We start from the raw sequence: 19981 nt of genomic DNA on the forward strand, positions 1-19981 counted from the left end.
TGTGCCGGGGCCGCACAGGCCCCCGGGACGGCAGTGGTAGGCAGGACGCCGAAGGGCGGCCACCCGGTGGGTGGCCGCCCTTCGGTCTGTCCGCGGCCCGTACGGGGCCCCTGAGGGCCCCTCAGGGGCCCCAGGGGCCGCACGGGCCCGGTGGGAGAGTCCGGCTCAGACGAGGTCGCCGCCGGGGAGCTCGACCTTGGCCCCCAGCTCCACGAGCTTCTCCATGAAGTTCTCGTAGCCGCGGTTGATCAGGTCGATGCCGTGGACCCGCGAGGTGCCCTCGGCCGCCAGCGCCGCGATCAGGTACGAGAAGCCGCCGCGCAGGTCGGGGATGACCAGGTCGGCGCCCTGCAGCTTGGTGGGGCCGGAGACGACCGCCGAGTGCAGGAAGTTGCGCTGGCCGAAGCGGCAGGCGGAGCCGCCCAGGCACTCGCGGTACAGCTGGATGTGCGCGCCCATCTGGTTGAGGGCGGAGGTGAACCCGAGGCGGGACTCGTAGACCGTCTCGTGGACGATCGACAGGCCGGTGGCCTGGGTCAGGGCCACCACCAGCGGCTGCTGCCAGTCGGTCTGGAAGCCGGGGTGCACGTCCGTCTCCAGGGCGATCGCGTTGAGCGGGCCGCCCGGGTGCCAGAAGCGGATGCCCTCGTCGTCGATCTCGAAGGCGCCGCCGACCTTCCGGTACGTGTTCAGGAAGGTCATCATCGAGCGCTGCTGGGCGCCGCGCACGTAGATGTTGCCGCCGGTCGCCAGGGCCGCGGAGGCCCACGAGGCGGCCTCCAGACGGTCCGGGAGCGCCTTGTGGTTGTAGCCGCCGAGGCGGTCGACACCGGTGATCCGGATGGTCCGGTCGGTGTCCACGGAGATGATCGCGCCCATCTTCTGCAGGACGCAGATGAGGTCCTCGATCTCGGGCTCGACCGCCGCGTTCGTCAGCTCGGTGACGCCCTCGGCCAGGACGGCCGTCAGCAGCACCTGTTCGGTCGAGCCGACCGAGGGGTACGGCAGGCGGATCTTGCAGCCGCGCAGCCGCTGCGGGGCCTCCAGGTACTGACCGTCCTCGCGCTTCTCGATGGTGGCGCCGAACTGGCGCAGCACGTCGAAGTGGAAGTCGATCGGCCGGCCGCCGATGTCGCAGCCGCCCAGGCCCGGGATGAAGGCGTGGCCGAGGCGGTGCAGCAGCGGGCCGCAGAAGAGGATCGGGATGCGGGACGAACCCGCGTGGGCGTCGATGTCGGCGACGTTCGCGCTCTCGACGTGCGTCGGGTCGAGCACCAGCTCGCCCGGCTCCTCGCCGGGGCGAACGGTCACCCCGTGGAGCTGCAGCAGGCCGCGGACGACCCGGACGTCGCGGATGTCGGGCACGTTGCGGAGCCGGCTGGGTTCGCTGCCGAGCAGAGCGGCGACCATGGCCTTGGGCACGAGGTTCTTCGCACCGCGGACACGGATCTCACCCTCGAGCGGGGTACCGCCATGGACAAGCAGTACGTCGTCACAGTCTGTGCCGGTCATGAATCTCGCGTTCCGAACGGGTCCGCCCGGCGGGGCCGGGGGAGGTGGGCAGGGACCAGGGAAAAGGGTAAGGGGCAGTGACCCCCTGTTCGTAAGGCCGACGCGACCGGAAAAGCGTCATGAAGCGGCCACAACACCCTCCGTGCCCACCCGTGGGCGGAGCGTTGCATTCCGCCGGCTCCCGAGCCCGCCGCGGGCCCTCGCCGGACCCGCTCGGGCCCCGGCGCGCGGTCCGACCGGGACCGGAGCCCTGCGCGCGCTCCCGCCTGCTGCCGTGCGCCCGGGGCTGCCGGGCGCCGGATTGCGGCTCCGGCTCCCCCTCAAGGGCGAATGTGCGAGATCATGTCGGCATGACCGAGGTGTCCTCCCTCACAGGGCGGCTGCTCGTGGCCACCCCCGCCCTCGCGGATCCGAACTTCGACCGCGCGGTGGTCCTCCTGCTCGACCACGACGAGCAGGGCTCGCTCGGCGTGGTCCTGAACCGGCCCACCCCCGTGGTGGTCGGCGACATCCTGCTGCCCTGGGCGGCCCTGGCCGGTGACCCCGGCGTCGTCTTCCAGGGCGGCCCGGTCGGCCTGGACTCGGCCCTCGGGGTGGCCGTCATCCCGGGCGACGAGGGCCCGCTCGGGTGGCGCCGGGTGCACGGGGCGATCGGCCTGGTCGACCTGGAGGCGCCGCCGGAGCTGCTGGCCTCCGCCCTCGGATCCCTGCGGATCTTCGCCGGCTACTCCGGGTGGGGCCCCGGCCAGCTGGAGGACGAGCTCGGCGAGGGCGCCTGGTACGTCGTGGAGTCCGAGCCGGGTGACATCTCCTTCCCCGACCCGGCCCGGCTGTGGCGGGCGGTGCTGCGCCGGCAGCGCAGCGAGCTCGCCATGGTCGCCACGTATCCCGACGACCCGTCGCTGAACTGACCCGCCCGCGGATCGGTACCCTGGCTTGCATGAGCACTCTTGAGCCCGAGCGCGGGACTGGTACGGGGACCCTCGTCGAGCCGACGCCGCAGGTGTCCCACGGTGACGGCGACCACGAGCGCTTCGCCCACTACGTCCAGAAGGACAAGATCATGGCGAGCGCCCTCGACGGGACCCCCGTCGTGGCGCTCTGCGGCAAGGTCTGGGTGCCGGGCCGGGACCCGAAGAAGTACCCGGTCTGCCCCATGTGCAAGGAGATCTACGACTCCATGGGCTCCGGCGGGGACAAGGACAAGGGCGGCAAGGACAAGTAGCCGCAGGCCTTCGCCGACGACCGGCGGCTGCCCACCGCCCCGGGGGCGGGGCGGACAGCCCGGGCCGGCTCCGCGGAACCCGGGGCCCCCGGGGTGCGTACGAACGCGTACCCCGGGGGCCCTCGCGCGTCCCGGCCGGTCCCGGGGAAGCGGGGCGCGCTCCCGCGCCGCCCGGCCCGGCCCGGCACCTCGCCGCGCCGGACGCGGCGGAAACGCAGAGCGCCGGACGCGGCGGAAACGCGGAGCACCGGACGCCGGCGGAAACGCGCCTCACCGGAATGCGCGGAAGCGCACCGCACTTCCCCGGGACCGCTTAGGGTCGGCGGCGTCACGAGCGCCCCGCGCCCCGTGTGCCGCGCAGGGTGCCACGCCGCGCTGCCGCGAAGGGCCGACGCATGGACCTGATCCCCGCACCCCGCACCGCCGACCTGCCCGGGGACGCGCCCCCCTACGTGTTCGGGCCCCGGCCCGCGCTGGACGCCGGACCCGGCACCGAGGGCACCGCCCGCTGGCTGCGCCGCGAACTGGGCGCCGCCACCGGCTGGGACCTGCCGCCCGCCGGAGCGGACGGCGGCGGGGCGGAGGACTCCGGCGGCAGCGGTGGCTGCGGCGGCGGGGCCGCGGGCGGGATCCGGCTGCGCCTCGACGAGGGGCTCGCCGACCGCCTCGGGCCCGAGGGGTACGTGCTCACCGTCGGCGACGTCGGCGCGGACCTCGCCGGGGCCTCCCCGGCGGGTGTGTTCTGGGCCGCCCAGACCCTGCGCCAGCTGCTGGGCCCCGACGCGTACCGGCGGGCCGCGCCGCTCGGCGGCGCCGTCCCGCGGGTGTGGAGCCTGCCCCGCGGGACCGTCGAGGACGGCCCCCGCTTCGGATGGCGCGGCATGCTGCTCGACGTGGCCCGGCACTTCACGCCGAAGGGCGGCGTCCTGCGCTGGCTCGACCTGCTGGCCGCCCACAAGCTCAACGTGCTGCACCTGCACCTGACGGACGACCAGGGCTGGCGCGTCGAGATCAAACGCCACCCCCGCCTCACCGAGGTCGGCGCCTGGCGCCCGCGCAGCCGCCGCGGCCACCGCGCCTCACCGCTGTGGAACGACACCCCGCACGGCGGCTTCTACACCCAGGACGACATCCGCGAGATCGTCGCGTACGCCGCCGAACGGCATGTGCGGGTGGTCCCGGAGATCGACGTGCCGGGGCACTCGCAGGCCGCCATCGCCGCCTACCCCGAACTGGGGAACACCGACGTCGTCGACACCGCCGCGCTGGGCGTGTGGGACGACTGGGGGATCAGCGAGAACGTCCTCGCACCGACCGAGGCCGTGCTGCGCTTCTACGAGGGCGTGTTCGAGGAGGTGCTGGAGCTGTTCCCGCCGGAGGTCTCGCCGTTCGTGCACGTGGGCGGCGACGAGTGCCCGAAGGCGCAGTGGCGGGCCTCGCCCGCGGCCCGGCAGCGGATCCGCGAGCTGGGCGTGGACGGCGAGGACGGGCTGCAGTCCTGGTTCGTCCGGCACTTCGACGGCTGGCTGGCGCGGCGCGGGCGGCGGCTGATCGGCTGGGACGAGATCCTGGAGGGCGGGCTCGCCCCCGGAGCGGCGGTCTCCTCCTGGCGCGGCTACGCCGGCGGGATCGCCGCCGCCGAGGCCGGACACGACGTCGTGATGTGCCCCGAGCAGCACGTGTACCTGGACCACCGTCAGGCGGCGGGCCCCGAGGAGCCGGTGCCGATCGGATACGTGCGCACCTCGCAGGACGTGTACCGGTTCGAGCCGGTGCCGCCGGAGCTGTCCGGGGCGGCCGCGCGACGGGTCCTCGGTGCGCAGGCCAACGTGTGGACCGAGGTGACGGAGGACCAGGGCCGCATCGACTACCAGGTGTTCCCGCGGCTCGCGGCCTTCGCCGAGGTGGTGTGGTCGACGCTGCCCGCACCGGCCGAACGGGACCACGCCGGCTTCGAGGCCCGGATGGCCGCGCACCGGCGCCGCCTTGACGTGCTCGGCGTCGAGTACCGGCCGCCCGGCGGGCCGTTGCCCTGGCAGCGGCGGCCCGGGGTGCTCGGACGTCCGCTCGAAGGGGCGCCGCCGAACGTGTGACCCGGGGCGCCGGGCGGGGCGCCGGGCGGGGCGCACGGGCGGTCCGCCGCCCACCGCGCGCCCCCCGCGGCCGCGGGGCGTGCGCGGGGCCGTACGGGGCCGTACGGGGCGGATTCCCCCGGGCGGCCCCGGGGTGCCCGCGGAGCCGTTCGGAATTCTCCGGTGCTGATCGGAACTCCTGGGGAATCCGGGGCGTCCTACGTGCTTGAGGGCCGTCGGCAACTCTTGCCCGATCAGGCGCATTCGCTGCACACCGGTGTGAAGCGTTGCGCACCGCGGCGAATCGCCGGGCAGTGCTGGATTCCGGTCGATTCGCCTGATGCGGATGATTCGTCCGATACGGGGGAAACCGGACGGTCGGAAGCTCGAAGGGGCGCCCGGCGGACCCTCGCGCCGGGCCGTCGGGAAGATGTGCCAGAGTTGCCACGTCCCGGCGGTGAGCACGTACCGTACGGCGGACAGGCGTGAGCGCTGTTACCGGGACATCGGGAAGGGGCAGCTGGGTTGACCACGCACGCACCGCACACACCGCAGGCGGCGCAGTCCGTGATGCTGCCGGCCTCGCTCGACGAGGCCGTGGCGGCACTCGCCGCCATGCCCGCCGCCGTGCCCGTGGCCGGCGGCACCGACCTCATGGCGGCCGTGAACGCCGGGCTGCTGCGGCCGGCCGGCCTGGTCAGCCTGGGCCGGATCAACGAGATCCGCGGCTGGCAGTACGAGGAGGACGGCCACGCCCTGCTCGGCGCGGGTCTCACCCACGCCCGCATGGGCCGCCCCGACTTCGCCGCGCTGATGCCGGCGCTGGCCGCCGCCGCGCGCGCCGCCGGGCCGCCGCAGATCCGCAACGCCGGCACCCTCGGCGGCAACATCGCCAGCGCCGCGCCGACGGGCGACACACTGCCCGTGCTGGCCGCGCTCGAAGCCACCCTCGTCATCGTCGGCCCGATCGGGCAGCGCGAGATCCCGGTCTCGTACCTGCTGGCCGGCCGCGAGATGCTGCGGCCCGGCGAGCTGATCGGCTTCGTACGGGTGCCGCTGCTGCACGCCCCGCAGGTGTTCCTCAAGGCCACCGGGCGGACCGGCCCGGGCCGGGCCGTGGCGTCCGTGGGGCTCGTACTGGACCCCGCGCGCCGTGGTGTGCGGTGTGCGATCGGCGCGGTCGCCCCGATGCCGCTGCGGCCGCTGGAGGCCGAGCAGTGGGTGGCCTCGCTGATCGACTGGGACGGGGAGCGGAGCCTGGCCCCCGAGGCGCTGGAGGCCTTCGGCGACTACGTCGCGGCCGCCTGCGTCCCCGACCAGGGGGAACCGGTTGCTCCCGGTGTACTGCATCTGCGGCGGACGGTGGCCGTGCTGGCGCGCAGGGCCCTGGGGAGGGCGCTGACCTCATGAGTGGGAACGAGAACGTGAGCGGAACGACGGGGGACACGGGCGGCCGGGCCGCTCCGGCCTGGGGTTGGGAGCCGGTGCCGCAGGGCGGCGAGTTCACCGACGCCGCGGACGCGACGGCCTTCGTGAGCCTGCCGCCGGACATGCTGAACGCGCTCGGCACGGGTGAGCCGCTGGCGGCGCCCGGGCACGGGTACGTCCCGCCGCCGATGATCGTTCCGCTGGGCTCCCCCGGTACGGACCCCTCGGCCACCGGGACCTGGACGCTCCCGGCTCAGTGGCCGGACGCGGGCGGCCACGCGGGCGACGCGGGTGGCCACGCGGGCGCGGCGGGTGCGGGTGCAGGGGCTGCGGTGGCCGGCGGGGCTTCTGCGGCTCCGGTCGGTGGGCCGATCCCGGCGTCGATCCCGATCCCCGCGGCAGTCGCGGCGGAGTTCGCCGACGCCGTGCCGGGGCAGGAGCCGGCCGGTCCCGCGGACGGCGAGGACTCCGGCGAGACCGCGGAGTGGCACTTCCCCGACGCGCTGCGGGCGGAAGAGCCGGTGACCACCGGCCAGTGGACCCTGCCGGACCTCAACGAGCAGACCGGCGAGTTCCGGTCCGGCGCCCTCGACGCCGACTGGAGCCAGGCCCCGGCGACCCTGCCGGGCGGCGCCGCCGCCCCGTGGGCGACGCACCCCGGCTTCGAGAGCGCGCCCGCGGACGCCCCGCTCAGCTCGGGCGTACTGCCCGACGCGCAGGCGGGCGGGGCGGGCACCTCCGGCACCGGCCAGCGGCTCCTCGGCGGCCCCGGCGTCGGCGCCCCCGGCCGCGCCCCCCGGGTGCTGGGCGGCCCGGGCGTGGGCACCCCCCTCCCCGAGGGCGAGCCGGCGCACCCCGCCGCGTACGACGTCGAGGCCGCGCACGCCGCGGCAGCCGGCCCGCACGGGTCGGCGGACCTGCACGGGCCCGCGGACGCCTACGCGCGCGTGCACGAGCAGCATGGGCACGGCCAGCAACACGGCCAGCAGGATCACGAACACGGCCAGCGCGGGCACGGGCAGCAGGAGCACGGCCAGCACGAGCAAGGGCACGGGCAGCAGGAGCACGGGCACGGGCAGTACGAGCAGGGCCAGTACGGCCACGGCCCGTACGAGTCCGAGCAGGGGCACCCGCACACGCTCGGGCGCGGCCTCGTCCTCGGGGACGCGCACGGCCCCGGGCAGCACGAGCAGCCGCAGCACGCCGACGTGTCGGGCGGCGGCGCGCCCGCCGAGGCCGCCGGGCCGCATGCGGGTGCCGAGCGTGAGCACGCGGTCCACCACGAGGCGGCTGCCGAGGCTCCGGCCGGGGCCGTCGCCGGGCCCCTCGCCGAAGCGCAGCCGTTCGAGGCGCAGCCGGCCGGCGCGCCGGTGGAGTACGCCCTCGCCGGCGGTCCCGCGGGGCCGGCCGAGGGGGCGGAGCCCGGCGGGCACGGCTTCCCGGCATCCGGCCACGGCGCCGGTCCGGAACCGCAGGTGCAGTCGCAGCCCGAGCCGCAGTCGGAGCCGCAGCCCCGCCCGGAGCCGGGTCGGCTGCCGGACCACGGGGTTGCGGCGGAGACCGGCCACGAGCCCGGGCACGAGCCGGGCCGGGAGTCCGGCTGGGAGACCGGTCGGGCGACGGCCGGGCCGGCCGTCGAGCACGGCTTCACCGGAGCGGGCCACGCCGCCGCGGCGGAGCCGGCCGGGCCGGACGGGCACGGCTTCGCCGAAGCCGCCGTCGCGACGCCGGGCGGAGCCGCGGGCGGGGTGGCGCCGGGGGCGGACTCCGCGGACGGTGCCGTGCCACCGCCGGACGCGAGCATCGGGGAAGGGATCCCGCTGGCGGGGCCCTCGTACGGGGAAGAGCAGGCGACCGCCGCGGCCGTCGCCCACCACGAGCACCCGCTGGCTTCGTACGTGCTGCGGGTCAACGGCGCCGACCGGCCGGTCACCGGTGCGTGGATCGGCGAGTCGCTGCTGTACGTGCTGCGCGAGCGCCTCGGCCTGGCCGGCGCCAAGGACGGCTGCTCCCAGGGCGAGTGCGGGGCCTGCGCGGTGCAGGTCGACGGGCGGCTCGTGGCGTCCTGCCTGGTCCCGGCCGCGACGGCCGCGGGCAGTGAGGTCCGTACCGTCGAGGGGCTGGCGAGCGACGGGGAACTCTCCGACGTGCAGCAGGCGTTGTGCAGGTCGGGTGCGGTGCAGTGCGGGTTCTGCGTGCCGGGCATGGCCATGACCATCCACGACCTGTTGGAGGGCAACCACGCCCCCAGCGAGCTGGAGACCCGCCAGGCACTGTGCGGGAACCTGTGCCGCTGCTCCGGCTACAAGGGCGTCATGGAGGCGGTCCGCGAGGTCGTCGCCGAGCGCGCGGACGCCGAAGCGGCAGCCACCGCGGCGGCTGCGACGGCCGAGGCGGCGGGCGGCGCGGGCGAGCCCCCGCGCATCCCGCACCAGGCACAGCCGGGCGAGGGCGGGATCCACCACAACGGAGGCATGGCGTGAGCGGGCAGGACGCGGCCACGGCGACGGCGACGACGACCGTCACGGTCACCACGAGCGTTGCGGCCGGCGCCGCGGGCTCGGCCGGCGGCCCCGACGAGTCGGCGGAACAGACGGTCCTGCGCGGGGTCGGGGTCTCCGTGCCCGCCGCCGACGCGCACGCCAAGGCCGAGGGCACCTTCCCGTACGCCGCCGACCTGTGGGCCGAGGGGCTGCTGTGGGCCGCCGTGCTGCGGTCCCCGCACGCGCACGCCCGGATCCTGTCCGTCGACACCTCCGCCGCCCGCGAGATGCCCGGCGTCCGCGCCGTCGTCACCCACGCCGACGTGCCCGGCGCGACCACGCACGGCCGGCGGATCGCCGACCGGCCCGTGTTCGCGCACGAGGTCGTCCGGCACCACGGCGAGCCCATCGCCGCCGTCGCCGCCGACCACCCCGACACGGCGCGCCTCGCGGCCGCCGCCATCACCGTCGAGTACGAGCTCCTCGACGCGGTCACCGACCCCGAGCAGTCCTTCGGCGCCCCGCCCCTGCACCCCGACGGCAACCTGATCCGGCACATCCCGCTCCGCTACGGCGACCCGGAGGCCACCGGCGAGGTCGTCGTCGAGGGCCTCTACCGGATCGGCCGGCAGGACCCGGCGCCCATCGGCGCCGAGGCCGGACTCGCCGTCCCCCGGCCCGACGGCGGCGTCGAGATCTACACCGCCTCCACCGACCCGCACCTCGACCGCGACCTGGCCGCCGCCTGCTTCGGCCTCGAACCGGACCGCGTCCGCGTCGTCGTCACCGGCGTGCCCGGCGCGACGGCCGACCGGGAGGACGCGGCCTTCCAGCTCCCCCTCGGCCTGCTCGCCCTGCGCACGGGATGCCCGGTCAAGCTGGCCGCCACCCGCGAGGAGTCCTTCCTCGGCCACACCCACCGCCACCCCACGCTGCTGCGCTACCGGCACCACGCCGACGCGGAGGGCCGCCTCGTCAAGGTCGAGGCGCAGATCCTGATGGACGCGGGCGCGTACGCGGACGCCTCCTCCGAGTCGCTGGCGGCGGCGGTCGCGTTCGCCTGCGGCCCGTACGTGGTCCCGCACGCCTTCGTGGAGGGCTGGGCGGTCCGGACGAACAACCCCCCGTCGGGGCACGTGCGCGGCGAGGGCGCCATGCAGGTCTGCGCCGCGTACGAGGGCCAGATGGACAAGCTGGCCGCGGCCCTCGGCATCGACGGCGCGGAACTGCGCATGCGCAACGTCCTCGCCACCGGCGACCTGCTGCCCACCGGCCAGACGGTGACCTGCCCGGCCCCGGTCGCGGAACTCCTGCGCGCGGTCCGCGACTTCGAGCTGCCCTCCCTCCCGAAGGACGCCCCGGAGGACGAGTGGCTGCTGCCGGGCGGCCCGGACGGCGCGGGCGAGCCGGGCGCGGTGCGGCGCGGCGTCGGGTACGGCGTCGGCATGGTTCACATGCTCGGCGCGGAGGGCACCGACGAGGTCTCCACGGCCACGGTCAAGGTCGTCAACGGCGTGGCGACGGTGATCTGCGCTGCTGTCGACACCGGCCAGGGCTTCGCCACCCTCGCCCGCCAGATCGTCCAGGAGGTCCTGGGCGTCGACGAGGTCGTCACCGCCCCCGTCGACACGGACCAGCCGCCGGCGGGTCCGTCGGCGCACGGCCGGCACACGTGGGTGTCGGGCGGTGCGGTGGAGCGCGCCGCGAAGATGGTCCGCACGCAGCTCCTCCAGCCGATGGCCCACAAGTTGGGCATGTCCACGGAACTCCTCCAGATCCAGGACGGCCGCATCACGTCCTACGACGGCGCGTTCTCGATGCCGGTCGTCGAGGCGATGATGGGCAAGGAGCTGTGGGCCACCGCCCAGTGCCGCCCCCACCCGACCGAGCCCCTGAACGCCGACGGCCAGGGCGACGCGTTCGTCGGCCTGGCGTTCTGCGCGATCCGCGCGGTGGTGGACGTCGACATCGAGCTCGGCACGGTGCGCGTGGTCGAGCTCGCGGTGGCCCAGGACGTCGGCCGCATCCTCAACCCGGCCCAGCTCGCGGCCCGTATCGAGGCGGGCGTCACGCAGGGCGTGGGCGCGGCCCTGACGGAGAACCTCCGCACGGCGGCGGGCCTGGTCCGCCACCCCGACCTGACGGGGTACGCCCTGCCGACGTCGCTGGACGCCCCGGCGGTCCGGATCGTCAAGCTGGTCGAGGAGCGCGACGTGGTGGCCCCGTTCGGCGCGAAGGCGGCGAGCGCGATCCCCGTGGTGACGGCCCCGGCAGCCGTGGCATCGGCGGTCAGGGCCGCCACGGGCCGCCCCGTGAACCGCCTCCCGATCAGGCCTTCGGCGGCGGTGGCGGCACCCAACTCGTAGCCGTGTGACTCGCATTGCACGTGCAACCCGGAGGTTGGGACTGTCGTTGCCGCTCGCTAGAGTGATCGAGTAGGACTGTTCTTGCATGCGTGTGAACGCAAGCGAACGGGAAACGGGGAAACGGGGCGCGGCGGCAACGCCGCTCCCCGCAACGGGGAAAACGGGGAGTCGGGGAGGCCGCCGTGGCGGAGAACAACCTGGAATGGCTGCTCGGGGGCGGTGCGGCCAACGAAGCGGCGGCCGCGATCCGAGCCCAGGCCAAGGCCTTTGAAGTCGACTTCGAGACGCTGACCGGCTACAAGAAGAAGGTCGACGAGCTTCTGACGAAGCTGAAGGGCTCGGAGGCGTACGACAAGAAGCTGGCTGACGGCACCCTCCCCGAGGGCAGCCTCGGCCAGGGCTTCGCCGAGGCGGAGGCCCTCTTCAAGACGTACGGCACGGTCCAGACGCAGCTGGAGAACCTCTCCAAGGGCCTGGCCGCCCAGATCGAGGGCCTGGGCATCGCAATCCTCACGTCCGGCAAGGGCTTCGCGGGCGTCGACGAGGAGACGAAGCGCCGTATGCACTCCATCGTCGTCCAGGCGAAGGACGAGTACGTTCCGGAGCGAGATCCTCTGGTGAAGCAGCGCGAGGACGCTGAGCACGCCGCGGCGGGCGAGGCGAAGAAGCCGAAGGGCAACATCTGATGGCGACGAACTTCGAGGGTTTCACCCACCAGCAGCTGCTCGCAATGGTCGCCTCCATCGACCCGAAGACGGTGGAGGCCCGTGCCACGCTGCTGACCGCGGCAGCCAGCACGATCAAGGAGATCGGCCTCGCCCTCAAGAACACCAAGGTCAAGGGCTGGGAGGGCGAGGCCGCCACTGCCTTCGAGGACTGGGCGAGCCAGGCGGGCAGCGCCACGCTGCGCCTGGGCGACCTCAGCGCCGCGGGCGGCAAGTGGATGGGCGAGGCCGCCCAGATCATGCACGAGGTCAAGGTCAACATGCCGGCCTACGACAAGTCGGCGGCGGATGACCTCCAGGCCTCGAAGGACTTCCACAACGACCCGGATGCGGCAAAGATCGGCCAACTGGCCAGCTTCAAGCTGAACAGCGACCACAAGAAGGCCGTCGACCAGCTGACGAAGCTGGCCGGGGCGTACGAGCAGTCGTCGACACAAATCGGCAACACCGAGATCCCGACGTTCCCGCCGCCGCCGCCTAATTTCCAGCCCAAGGGCGTGGACGGAGGTCAGGATGCCGACCGCTCTGGAGGTGGATACGGGGCTGCCTCAGGTTCGGCTGGCGCTGCGTTCACGCCGTCGTCGCCGCGTGGCAGCGGCCCGTCCGGCGACTTCGGCGGAGGCTCGAGTCGACCGGATGTCAGCCTGCCGCCGACGAACGGGCCCGCGCCGGTGCCTCTGCCGGACAAGGATGTGGACGTGGACCTCGACCATGTCGCAGTCCTGCCGGACAAGACTGTCCCGCCGGTCACCAGCCTGCCCAATCTCCCAGCTCCCGGTCCCAACGGGCCTAACCCGGTCGTGCCCATGCCGCCGGTCGGACTCCCGCCCCATGGCGGGGGGCCGAATCTGCCTGGTGGCGGCGGCCCCATCGGCAAGGTTCCGTCCATCCCCTCTCCGCCGACTTCTGGTGGCAAGCTCGGGGGACTTCCTCCGCTGCTGCCGCGTGACACCGGCATCATCGGCGGCCGTCAGGTATCCGCGGGTGGCCCCACCCCGGGTATCCCGCGCGGAACGGTCATCGGTACGGAAGGCCCGATGGGCGGTGGCCGCGCCGGCGGCGTGCCCCCCGGCGTGGGCGGCCCTCACGTCGGTACACCGGGCGGTTCCCTGATGGGGCGCCGACTGGCCATGGAGCCGGGCGGTGTTGTCGGTGGGCGCCAGCCTGGCATGATCGGCCGAACCCAGACCGGAGGACAGCCGTTCACGCAGGGCGGTGCGGGTCTTGTCCGCAACGAGGCCGGGGCTGGTTCGGCTCGCGGCGCGGTGGGTCACCCTGGTGCGGGTGCGCACGCTCCGGGTAACCGGCGTGACCAGCAGGCCAGCGAGCGCCCGGACTACCTGTCCGAGGACGAGGAGACCTGGCGGACTAACGGCCGTGTTGTCCCGCCGGTGATCGACTGAGCAGAACGGATGTTGTACGGGATGCACATGCGCAAGGCGACTGCGGCCCTGGTGGGCCTCCTGCTGGCCGGGGTCGCCGCGACCCCGGCTCATGCGGAGACCATCCGGTCCAGGCAATGGCATCTCGACGCCATGAAGGCCGACGACATTTGGAAAATCAGCACGGGCAAGGGTGTCACCGTTGCCGTCATCGACAGTGGCGTCGACCGCATCCCTGAGCTTGAGGGCCAAGTCCTTCCAGGTAAGGATTTTGCGACGGAATACTCAGGGGACGAGCGCTCAGACTACGATAAGCACGGCACCACCATGGCTGCGCTGATCGCTGCCTCTGGGAAGCATCCGAGCGGCGATGGGGCATTCGGTCTTGCTCCGGGTGCCAAGATTCTGCCGATTCGTGTGCCGCACGAGTTCAATAAAACGAGCCCGATCTGGACTGAGGCGATCCGGTTCGCGGCCGACTCTGAAGCCAAGATCATCAATATCTCCATGGTTGCAGAACAGGATGATCCTAGGCGACTTGAGGCAGTGAAGTACGCCCTGTCCAAGGGGAAGTTGATTTTTGCCGGCGCGGGCAACGACGGTAATACGACGAACAAGGTCCTGTATCCCGCGGCGACCCCTGGTGTGGTGGGTGTCGGCGCTGTGGGGCCGGACGGCGTCGCGACCAAGGAGTCGCAGCACGGTCCGCAGGTCGACATGTCGGCCCCCGGCATAGACATCCTGACGGCGTGCGCCGGCAAGACCGGACTTTGCAAGAATCACGGCACCAGTGACGCCACTGCTCTGACCTCCGCCTCGGCGGCCCTGCTCTGGTCCGCTCATCCCGAGTGGACCAACAATCAGGTGCTCCGTGTCCTGCTGAACACCGCTGGCAAGGGCGATGACGGCAAGGAGCGCAACGACTACCTGGGCTACGGCATTGTCCGCCCGAAGATCGCTCTGCCTACGCCCGGCGACCCCGGGCCCGCGGACGTGTATCCGCTCCCGGACCTTGCCGCCGCGGATGCGAAGAACTCGCCCGCCCCGTCCGCTGGTAGCAGCGACAAGAAGCCGCAGTCGGGGGCGCCTGAGCCCCAGGTCGTGGCCGAGGAGGGCGGCGGCAGTAGCGTCACCTGGATCGCGCTCGGGCTGGGGGCCTGCGTGCTCGTCGGCGGTGCCGTGACGGCGGTCCTCATGCGGCGTCGGCGTAGCTGACGCACCAAGGCGTGCCGAAGGCCGTCCGGGTGCGCCTGGCCTGGACGGTCTTCGGGAGAAGCCGTGACCGGAATCGAACCGGCGTTACTCGATTTGCAGTCGAGTCCCTCAACCACTCGGGCACACGGCCTTGTTCGGCTTCTGGTAAGACCGTACGGGCGCCGTGCACACCCCGGGAAGGGATTGCCGGGGTGTGCAACGGGATCGCCATGTCGTGTTCACAGTCCGCCCCCCCGCCGGCCCCCCGGCGGCCCCAGCAGACCCCCGGCCTAGGGCTTGGGGATGAGGGAGGAATCCGCCTTACGGACAGGAGCGAAAGCGGGGGGTGCCGCTTACGCTGAAGCGATGAGTGCCCTTGAACCCCGTGTCACGCAGACCAGTACCCCCGCCCCACCCCGCCCCCAGGGCGGGATCCTCGGGTCCGCGTACCGGACGCTCAGCATCGGGATGGTCTCCTGCATCTTCCTGATCGCCTTCGAGGCCACCGCCGTCGGCACCGCCATGCCCGTCGCCGCGCGCGAGCTCGACGGGATCGGGGTCTACGCCTTCGCGTTCTCCGCCTACTTCACCACCAGCCTCCTCGGGATGGTGCTGTCCGGGCAGTGGTGCGACCGGCAGGGGCCGCTGCGGGCGCTGACCGTGGGGATCGGGGCGTTCGCCGCCGGGCTGGTCCTGGCCGGGACCGCGACGGCCATGTGGGTGTTCGTGCTGGGCCGGGCCGTGCAGGGCTTCGGCGGCGGGCTCGTCATCGTCGCCCTGTACGTGGTCGTGAGCCGGGCCTACGAGGAGCAGCTGCGGCCCGCGATCATGGCGGCCTTCGCCGCGAGCTGGGTGGTCCCGTCGATCGTCGGGCCGCTGGCCGCCGGGACGGTGACCGAGCACCTCGGCTGGCGCTGGGTGTTCCTCGGGATCCCGGTGCTGGTCGTCGTCCCGCTCGCGGTGGCGCTGCCCGCGATACGGCGGACCGCGTCCGGGCCCGTGGGTCCGGATGCGCCGCCCGTCGCGTTCGACCGGCGCCGGATCCGCCTGGCGCTCGGGATCTCCCTCGGGGCCGGGCTGCTCCAGTACGCCGCCCAGGACCTGCGGTGGTGGTCGCTGGTTCCCGGGGCGGTGGGGGCGGGCCTGCTGGTGCCGGCCGTGCTGGGGCTGCTGCCGCGCGGGACGTACCGGGCGCGGCGCGGGCTGCCGTCGGTGGTCCTGCTGCGCGGGGTCGCGGCGGGCTCGTTCATCGCGGCCGAGAGCTTCGTGCCGCTGATGCTGGTCACGCAGCGGGGGCTGAGCCCCACCCTGGCCGGGTTCTCGCTGGCGCTGGGCGGGCTGACGTGGGCAGGCGGGTCGTGGATCCAGTCCACGGGCCGGGTGGCGCCGTACCGGGAGCGGCTGATGGTGTGCGGGATGGTGCTGGTGGCGTTCGCGATCGCGGCCGCGCCGGCGGTGCTGGTGCCGTGGGTGCCGGTGTGGACGCTGGCCCTGGCCTGGGGCGTCGGCTGCCTCGGCATGGGGCTGGTGATCGGCTCGACGAGCGTGCTGCTGCTGAAGCTGTCGGCACCCGAGGAGGCGGGAGCCAACTCGGCCGCGCTGCAGATCTCCGACGCGCTCGCGAACGTGGTGCTGCTCGCGGCCGGCGGGGCGGCCTTCGCCGCGCTCGGCGGAGGCACGGTCGGGGCCGCCGCCCACACCGCCGGCGGGCCGGACGCCGCCGCCGTCTCGCACCCGGCCGCCTTCGTGGTCGTCTTCCTGCCGATGGCCGCGGTCGCCCTGGTCGGCGCCTGGGTCGCCACCCGCCTGCACGAGCGGCCGGCCGCCGCCGAAAGCAGCTGAGCCGCTGGCGCCCAGCCGCTACGCTGCGTGCATGACCGAGCTGATCATCCGGCTCTCCGCCGCCGAGTACGCGGAGCTCTCCGACCTCGCCGACGCCACCGGCTCCACGCCCGAGGAGCACGCCGCCGCGGCCGTACGGGACCGCCTGCGCCGGGAACGGGACGGGGTCGGCGAAACGGCGGCCCGACTGGCCCTGCGGCACGCCCCGCTCCTGAAGCGGCTCGGCGCATGAGCGACCCCCTCCGTGGAGACGCCCTCCGCGCCCCCGTCGTGCGGCACCTCACCCTCGCCGAGGTGCTCGACCTGGCCCGGCACGCCTGCCTGGCCCAGGACCAGCCCGTGGAGCTGCGCGCCGCCGGCCTGCTGGAGTCCGCCGTGCACCGGCCGCGAGCGCGCATGTTCGGCACGCCCGCGTACACGGACCCGTACGAGCAGGCCGCCGCGCTGCTCCACGGCATCGCGACGAACCACCCCCTGGTCGACGGGAACAAGCGCACCGCCTGGCTCGCGGCCGCGACCTTCCTCGCCGTCAACGGCGTCGACCTCGCCGACGCCGACCAGGACGCCGCGTACGACCTGGTCGTCGACGTGGCGTCCGGAGCCGAGGCCGAGGTGCCGGTGATCGCTTCCCGGCTGCGGGAGTTGCGGCCGGTGTGACGCTCGCCGCACCGCCCGAGGTCAGGGGCCTGTCCCTCCGCGAGGGGCGGGCCGACCCCGGTAGGGTGGCCCGGTTGTCCTTCGATCGACCGCCGCCGAGAGCCCGAACCGGAGACCGTGACTACTACCGCCTCCCACCACCTCTCACCCGCCTTCCCCGGCCGTGCGCCGTGGGGTACCGCCAGCAAGCTGCGTGCCTGGCAGCAGGGCGCGCTGGACAAGTACATCCAGACCCAGCCGCGTGACTTCCTCGCCGTCGCCACCCCCGGCGCCGGCAAGACCACCTTCGCGCTGACCCTCGCCTCCTGGCTGCTGCACCACCACGTGGTGCAGCAGGTGACCGTGGTCGCGCCGACCGAGCACCTGAAGAAGCAGTGGGCGGAGGCCGCCGCCCGGATAGGCATCCGGCTCGACCCCGAGTACTCGGCGGGCCCGCTGAGCCGCGAGTACCACGGGGTCGCCGTCACCTACGCCGGTGTCGGCGTCCGCCCGATGCTGCACCGCAACCGCTGCGAGCAGCGCAAGACCCTCGTCATCCTCGACGAGATCCACCACGCCGGCGACTCCCGGTCCTGGGGCGACGCCTGCCTGGAGGCCTTCGACCCGGCGACGCGGCGCCTGGCCCTGACCGGTACGCCGTTCCGCTCCGACACCAACCCGATCCCCTTCGTCACCTACGAGGAGGGCAACGACGGGATCCGCCGCTCGTCCGCGGACTACACCTACGGCTACGGCAACGCGCTCGGCGACGGCGTCGTCCGGCCGGTGATCTTCCTGTCCTACAGCGGCAACATGCGCTGGCGCACCAAGGCGGGCGACGAGATCGCCGCCAAGCTCGGCGAGCCGATGACCAAGGACGCGATCAGCCAGGCGTGGCGGACCGCGCTCGACCCGCGCGGCGACTGGATGCCGAACGTGCTGCGCGCCGCCGACCAGCGGCTGACCGAGGTCCGCAAGGGCATCCCGGACGCGGGCGGGCTCGTCATCGCCTCCGACCAGGACTCGGCGCGCGCGTACGCCAAGCTGATCCGGGAGATCACGGGCACGAAGGCGACCCTCGTGCTGTCCGACGACGCCGGCGCCTCGAAGCACATCGACACCTTCAGCGGGAACGACGACCGCTGGATGGTCGCGGTCCGCATGGTGTCCGAGGGCGTCGACGTCCCCCGCCTCGCGGTGGGCGTGTACGCGACGACCATCTCGACCCCGCTGTTCTTCGCGCAGGCCGTCGGCCGTTTCGTGCGTTCGCGCAGGCGCGGCGAGACCGCGTCCGTGTTCCTTCCGACCATCCCGTACCTGCTCGGCTTCGCCAACGAGATGGAGGTCGAACGCGACCACGTCCTCGACCGGCCGAAGAAGGCGGGCGAGGACGACGACCCGTACGCCCAGTCCGAGAAGGAGATGGAGGAGGCCAACCGGCAGGAGGACGAGGACACCGGCGAGGACGAGCAGATGTCCTTCGAGGCGCTGGAGTCCGACGCCGTCTTCGACCGGGTGCTGTACGACGGCGCCGAGTTCGGCATGCAGGCGCACCCGGGCAGCGAGGAGGAGCAGGACTACCTCGGCATCCCGGGCCTGCTGGAGCCGGACCAGGTGCAGCTGCTGCTGCAGAAGCGGCAGTCGCGGCAGATCGCGCACAGCCGCCGCAGGCCGGACACCGAGGCGGATCTGCTGGAGCTGCCGGCCGAGCGCCGGCCGGTGGTCTCCCACAAGGAGCTGCTGGAGCTGCGCCGGTCGCTCAACACGATGGTGGGGGCGTACGTCCACCAGAGCGGCAAGCCGCACGGGGTGATCCACACCGAGCTGCGGCGGGTGTGCGGCGGGCCGCCGAGCGCGGAGGCCACCGCCGGGCAGCTGCGCGAGCGGATCAAGAAGGTCCAGGAGTGGGCCACCCGCATGCGGTGACGGCTCCGGCGTAGGAAACGTTTCGGGCGGGCCCGCGGTGTGGAGCATCGTACGGGCCCGCCCTGCTGCGGAATTGGCGGTTCCGGTGGGTGGGGGCGTCAGCCGCCGCCTCCGCCGGTGCTCGTGTGATTGGCACAGGCGTACTGGGGCGCACGGCAGCGCGGATCGGCGCGTTCCGCGCTGCCGAAACGGCATAAATGGCCCGTCCGCGCCCGGATTCTGGACGAGGACTTCCGCTCAGCGGACCTGCTCGCTACTGTCCCCGCATCGAACGCCCCGTGGCAGCGCCGCCGCGGGAGCGCAGCCGGTGCCATGGCCGCAACCGGCGGCCTCTCCGTGCGTGTCGCCGTGGGACCGGCGCCGCTCCACCCCGAGAGTCACCGCCGCTCACCACGAGGGAGAGGCTTCGTGACCGCGGAAACCTCACAGACTCTCGACCGAGGTCTCAGAGTCCTCAAGCTGCTCGCCGACACCGACCACGGTCTGACCGTCACCGAGCTCTCCAACCGTCTCGGCGTCAACCGCACCGTGGTCTACCGCCTGTTGGCCACCCTGGAGCAGCACGCCCTGGTCCGCCGCGACCTCGGCGGCCGGGCCCGTGTCGGGCTCGGCGTACTGCGCCTGGGCCGGCAGGTGCACCCGCTGGTGCGCGAGGCGGCCCTGCCGGCGCTGCGTTCCCTCGCCGAGGACATAGGGGCCACCGCGCACCTGACCCTCGTCGACGGTACGGAGGCGCTGGCCGTGGCCGTCGTCGAGCCCACCTGGACCGACTACCACGTGGCCTACCGGGCCGGGTTCCGCCACCCCTTGGACCGCGGGGCCGCCGGGCGGGCCATCCTGGCCGCCCGCCAGGGCACCCTCATCGAGCCGGGGTACACGCTGACCCACGGCGAGCTCGAAGCCGGTGCCAGCGGCGCCGCCGCCCCGCTCGTCGGGATCAGCGGGCTGGAGGGCAGCGTCGGCGTGGTCATGCTGTCCGACGCCGTGCCCGAGCGGATCGGGCCCCGGGTGGTGGACGCGGCCCGCGAGGTCGCCGACGCCCTGCGCTGACCCGCACCGCAGGCCCCGTACGACGCCACCCACCGGCCGTACGGCGCCCGGCGCCGACCGCGTACGAGGCCTGGGGCCGACCGCGTACGGCGCCCGGCGCCGACCGCGTACGAGGCCTGGGGCCGACCGCGTACGGCGCC

Annotated in this window: 15 protein-coding genes and 1 tRNA gene; 14 read left to right on the forward strand and 2 right to left on the reverse strand. The window is 73.9% G+C overall.

What is annotated here, in order from left to right:
• Window positions 1-165 precede the first annotated feature (165 nt).
• On the reverse strand, window positions 166-1512 hold the full coding sequence (murA, locus tag ACSHWO_RS21215; RefSeq protein ID WP_360639350.1) for a UDP-N-acetylglucosamine 1-carboxyvinyltransferase: 1347 nt from the start codon (window positions 1510-1512) through the stop codon (window positions 166-168).
• A 350-nt stretch (window positions 1513-1862) separates the two neighbouring features.
• On the opposite strand from murA, the gene ACSHWO_RS21220 reads away from it, so the two are divergent.
• The 9 genes from ACSHWO_RS21220 (at window position 1863) to mycP (ending at window position 14408) form a co-directional block, all read left to right on the forward strand.
• The gene (locus ACSHWO_RS21220; protein WP_360639347.1) at window positions 1863-2423 is read left to right on the forward strand and encodes a YqgE/AlgH family protein; all 561 of its coding nucleotides are present in this window, start codon (window positions 1863-1865) and stop codon (window positions 2421-2423) included.
• Between the two features lie 29 nt (window positions 2424-2452).
• On the forward strand, window positions 2453-2737 hold the full coding sequence (locus ACSHWO_RS21225) for a DUF3039 domain-containing protein (RefSeq protein ID WP_179173989.1): 285 nt from the start codon (window positions 2453-2455) through the stop codon (window positions 2735-2737).
• Between the two features lie 395 nt (window positions 2738-3132).
• Window positions 3133-4830 (forward strand): beta-N-acetylhexosaminidase, encoded by a 1698-nt coding sequence (locus tag ACSHWO_RS21230; RefSeq protein ID WP_438313832.1) that lies wholly within the window; start codon window positions 3133-3135, stop codon window positions 4828-4830.
• Window positions 4831-5334: 504 nt separating this feature from the next.
• Window positions 5335-6219: an FAD binding domain-containing protein gene (locus tag ACSHWO_RS21235; RefSeq protein WP_385849376.1), complete on the forward strand. Its 885-nt coding sequence runs from the start codon at window positions 5335-5337 to the stop codon at window positions 6217-6219.
• Window positions 6220-6233: 14 nt separating this feature from the next.
• Window positions 6234-8720, forward strand: a complete 2487-nt coding sequence (locus ACSHWO_RS21240) for a 2Fe-2S iron-sulfur cluster-binding protein (protein WP_438313836.1) — start codon at window positions 6234-6236, stop codon at window positions 8718-8720.
• Window positions 8717-11086 carry a xanthine dehydrogenase family protein molybdopterin-binding subunit gene (locus ACSHWO_RS21245; protein ID WP_438313839.1) on the forward strand — a complete coding sequence of 790 codons (2370 nt, stop codon included), beginning with the start codon at window positions 8717-8719 and terminating at the stop codon, window positions 11084-11086. Before ACSHWO_RS21240 ends, ACSHWO_RS21245 begins: the two co-directional genes overlap by 4 nt.
• A 182-nt stretch (window positions 11087-11268) precedes the next feature.
• A complete protein-coding gene (locus tag ACSHWO_RS21250) occupies window positions 11269-11772 on the forward strand; it encodes a hypothetical protein (RefSeq protein ID WP_438313842.1) in 504 nt (167 codons plus the stop codon).
• Window positions 11772-13214, forward strand: a complete 1443-nt coding sequence (locus ACSHWO_RS21255; RefSeq protein WP_438313845.1) for a hypothetical protein — start codon at window positions 11772-11774, stop codon at window positions 13212-13214. Before ACSHWO_RS21250 ends, ACSHWO_RS21255 begins: the two co-directional genes overlap by 1 nt.
• A 21-nt stretch (window positions 13215-13235) precedes the next feature.
• Window positions 13236-14408, forward strand: a complete 1173-nt coding sequence (gene mycP / locus ACSHWO_RS21260) for a type VII secretion-associated serine protease mycosin (protein WP_438313848.1) — start codon at window positions 13236-13238, stop codon at window positions 14406-14408.
• Window positions 14409-14466: 58 nt separating this feature from the next.
• Here the strand turns inward: mycP and ACSHWO_RS21265 are convergent.
• Window positions 14467-14538: transfer RNA gene (locus ACSHWO_RS21265), tRNA-Cys, on the reverse strand.
• A 215-nt stretch (window positions 14539-14753) separates the two neighbouring features.
• Between ACSHWO_RS21265 and ACSHWO_RS21270 the strand changes: the two genes are divergently transcribed.
• From ACSHWO_RS21270 to ACSHWO_RS21290, 5 genes are all read left to right on the forward strand, one after another.
• Window positions 14754-16229, forward strand: coding sequence for an MFS transporter (locus ACSHWO_RS21270; protein ID WP_438313851.1), 1476 nt, complete (start codon window positions 14754-14756; stop codon window positions 16227-16229).
• Window positions 16230-16260: 31 nt separating this feature from the next.
• Complete coding sequence (locus ACSHWO_RS21275) at window positions 16261-16461, forward strand: hypothetical protein (RefSeq protein ID WP_385849384.1); 201 nt, start codon at window positions 16261-16263, stop codon at window positions 16459-16461.
• Window positions 16458-16886 carry a type II toxin-antitoxin system death-on-curing family toxin gene (locus tag ACSHWO_RS21280; RefSeq protein WP_438313854.1) on the forward strand — a complete coding sequence of 143 codons (429 nt, stop codon included), beginning with the start codon at window positions 16458-16460 and terminating at the stop codon, window positions 16884-16886. The genes ACSHWO_RS21275 and ACSHWO_RS21280 overlap by 4 nt, the downstream gene beginning before the upstream one ends.
• Window positions 16887-17003: 117 nt before the next feature.
• Window positions 17004-18791 (forward strand): DEAD/DEAH box helicase, encoded by a 1788-nt coding sequence (locus ACSHWO_RS21285; RefSeq protein WP_361084680.1) that lies wholly within the window; start codon window positions 17004-17006, stop codon window positions 18789-18791.
• Window positions 18792-19199: 408 nt separating this feature from the next.
• Entirely contained in the window at window positions 19200-19841 is a 642-nt protein-coding gene (locus ACSHWO_RS21290; RefSeq protein ID WP_361084677.1) for an IclR family transcriptional regulator, read from the forward strand.
• Window positions 19842-19981: the final 140 nt, after the last annotated feature.

This window comes from Streptomyces pallidus (ex Mingjun et al. 2026) (assembly GCF_051550185.1).
Lineage (GTDB): Bacteria > Actinomycetota > Actinomycetes > Streptomycetales > Streptomycetaceae > Streptomyces.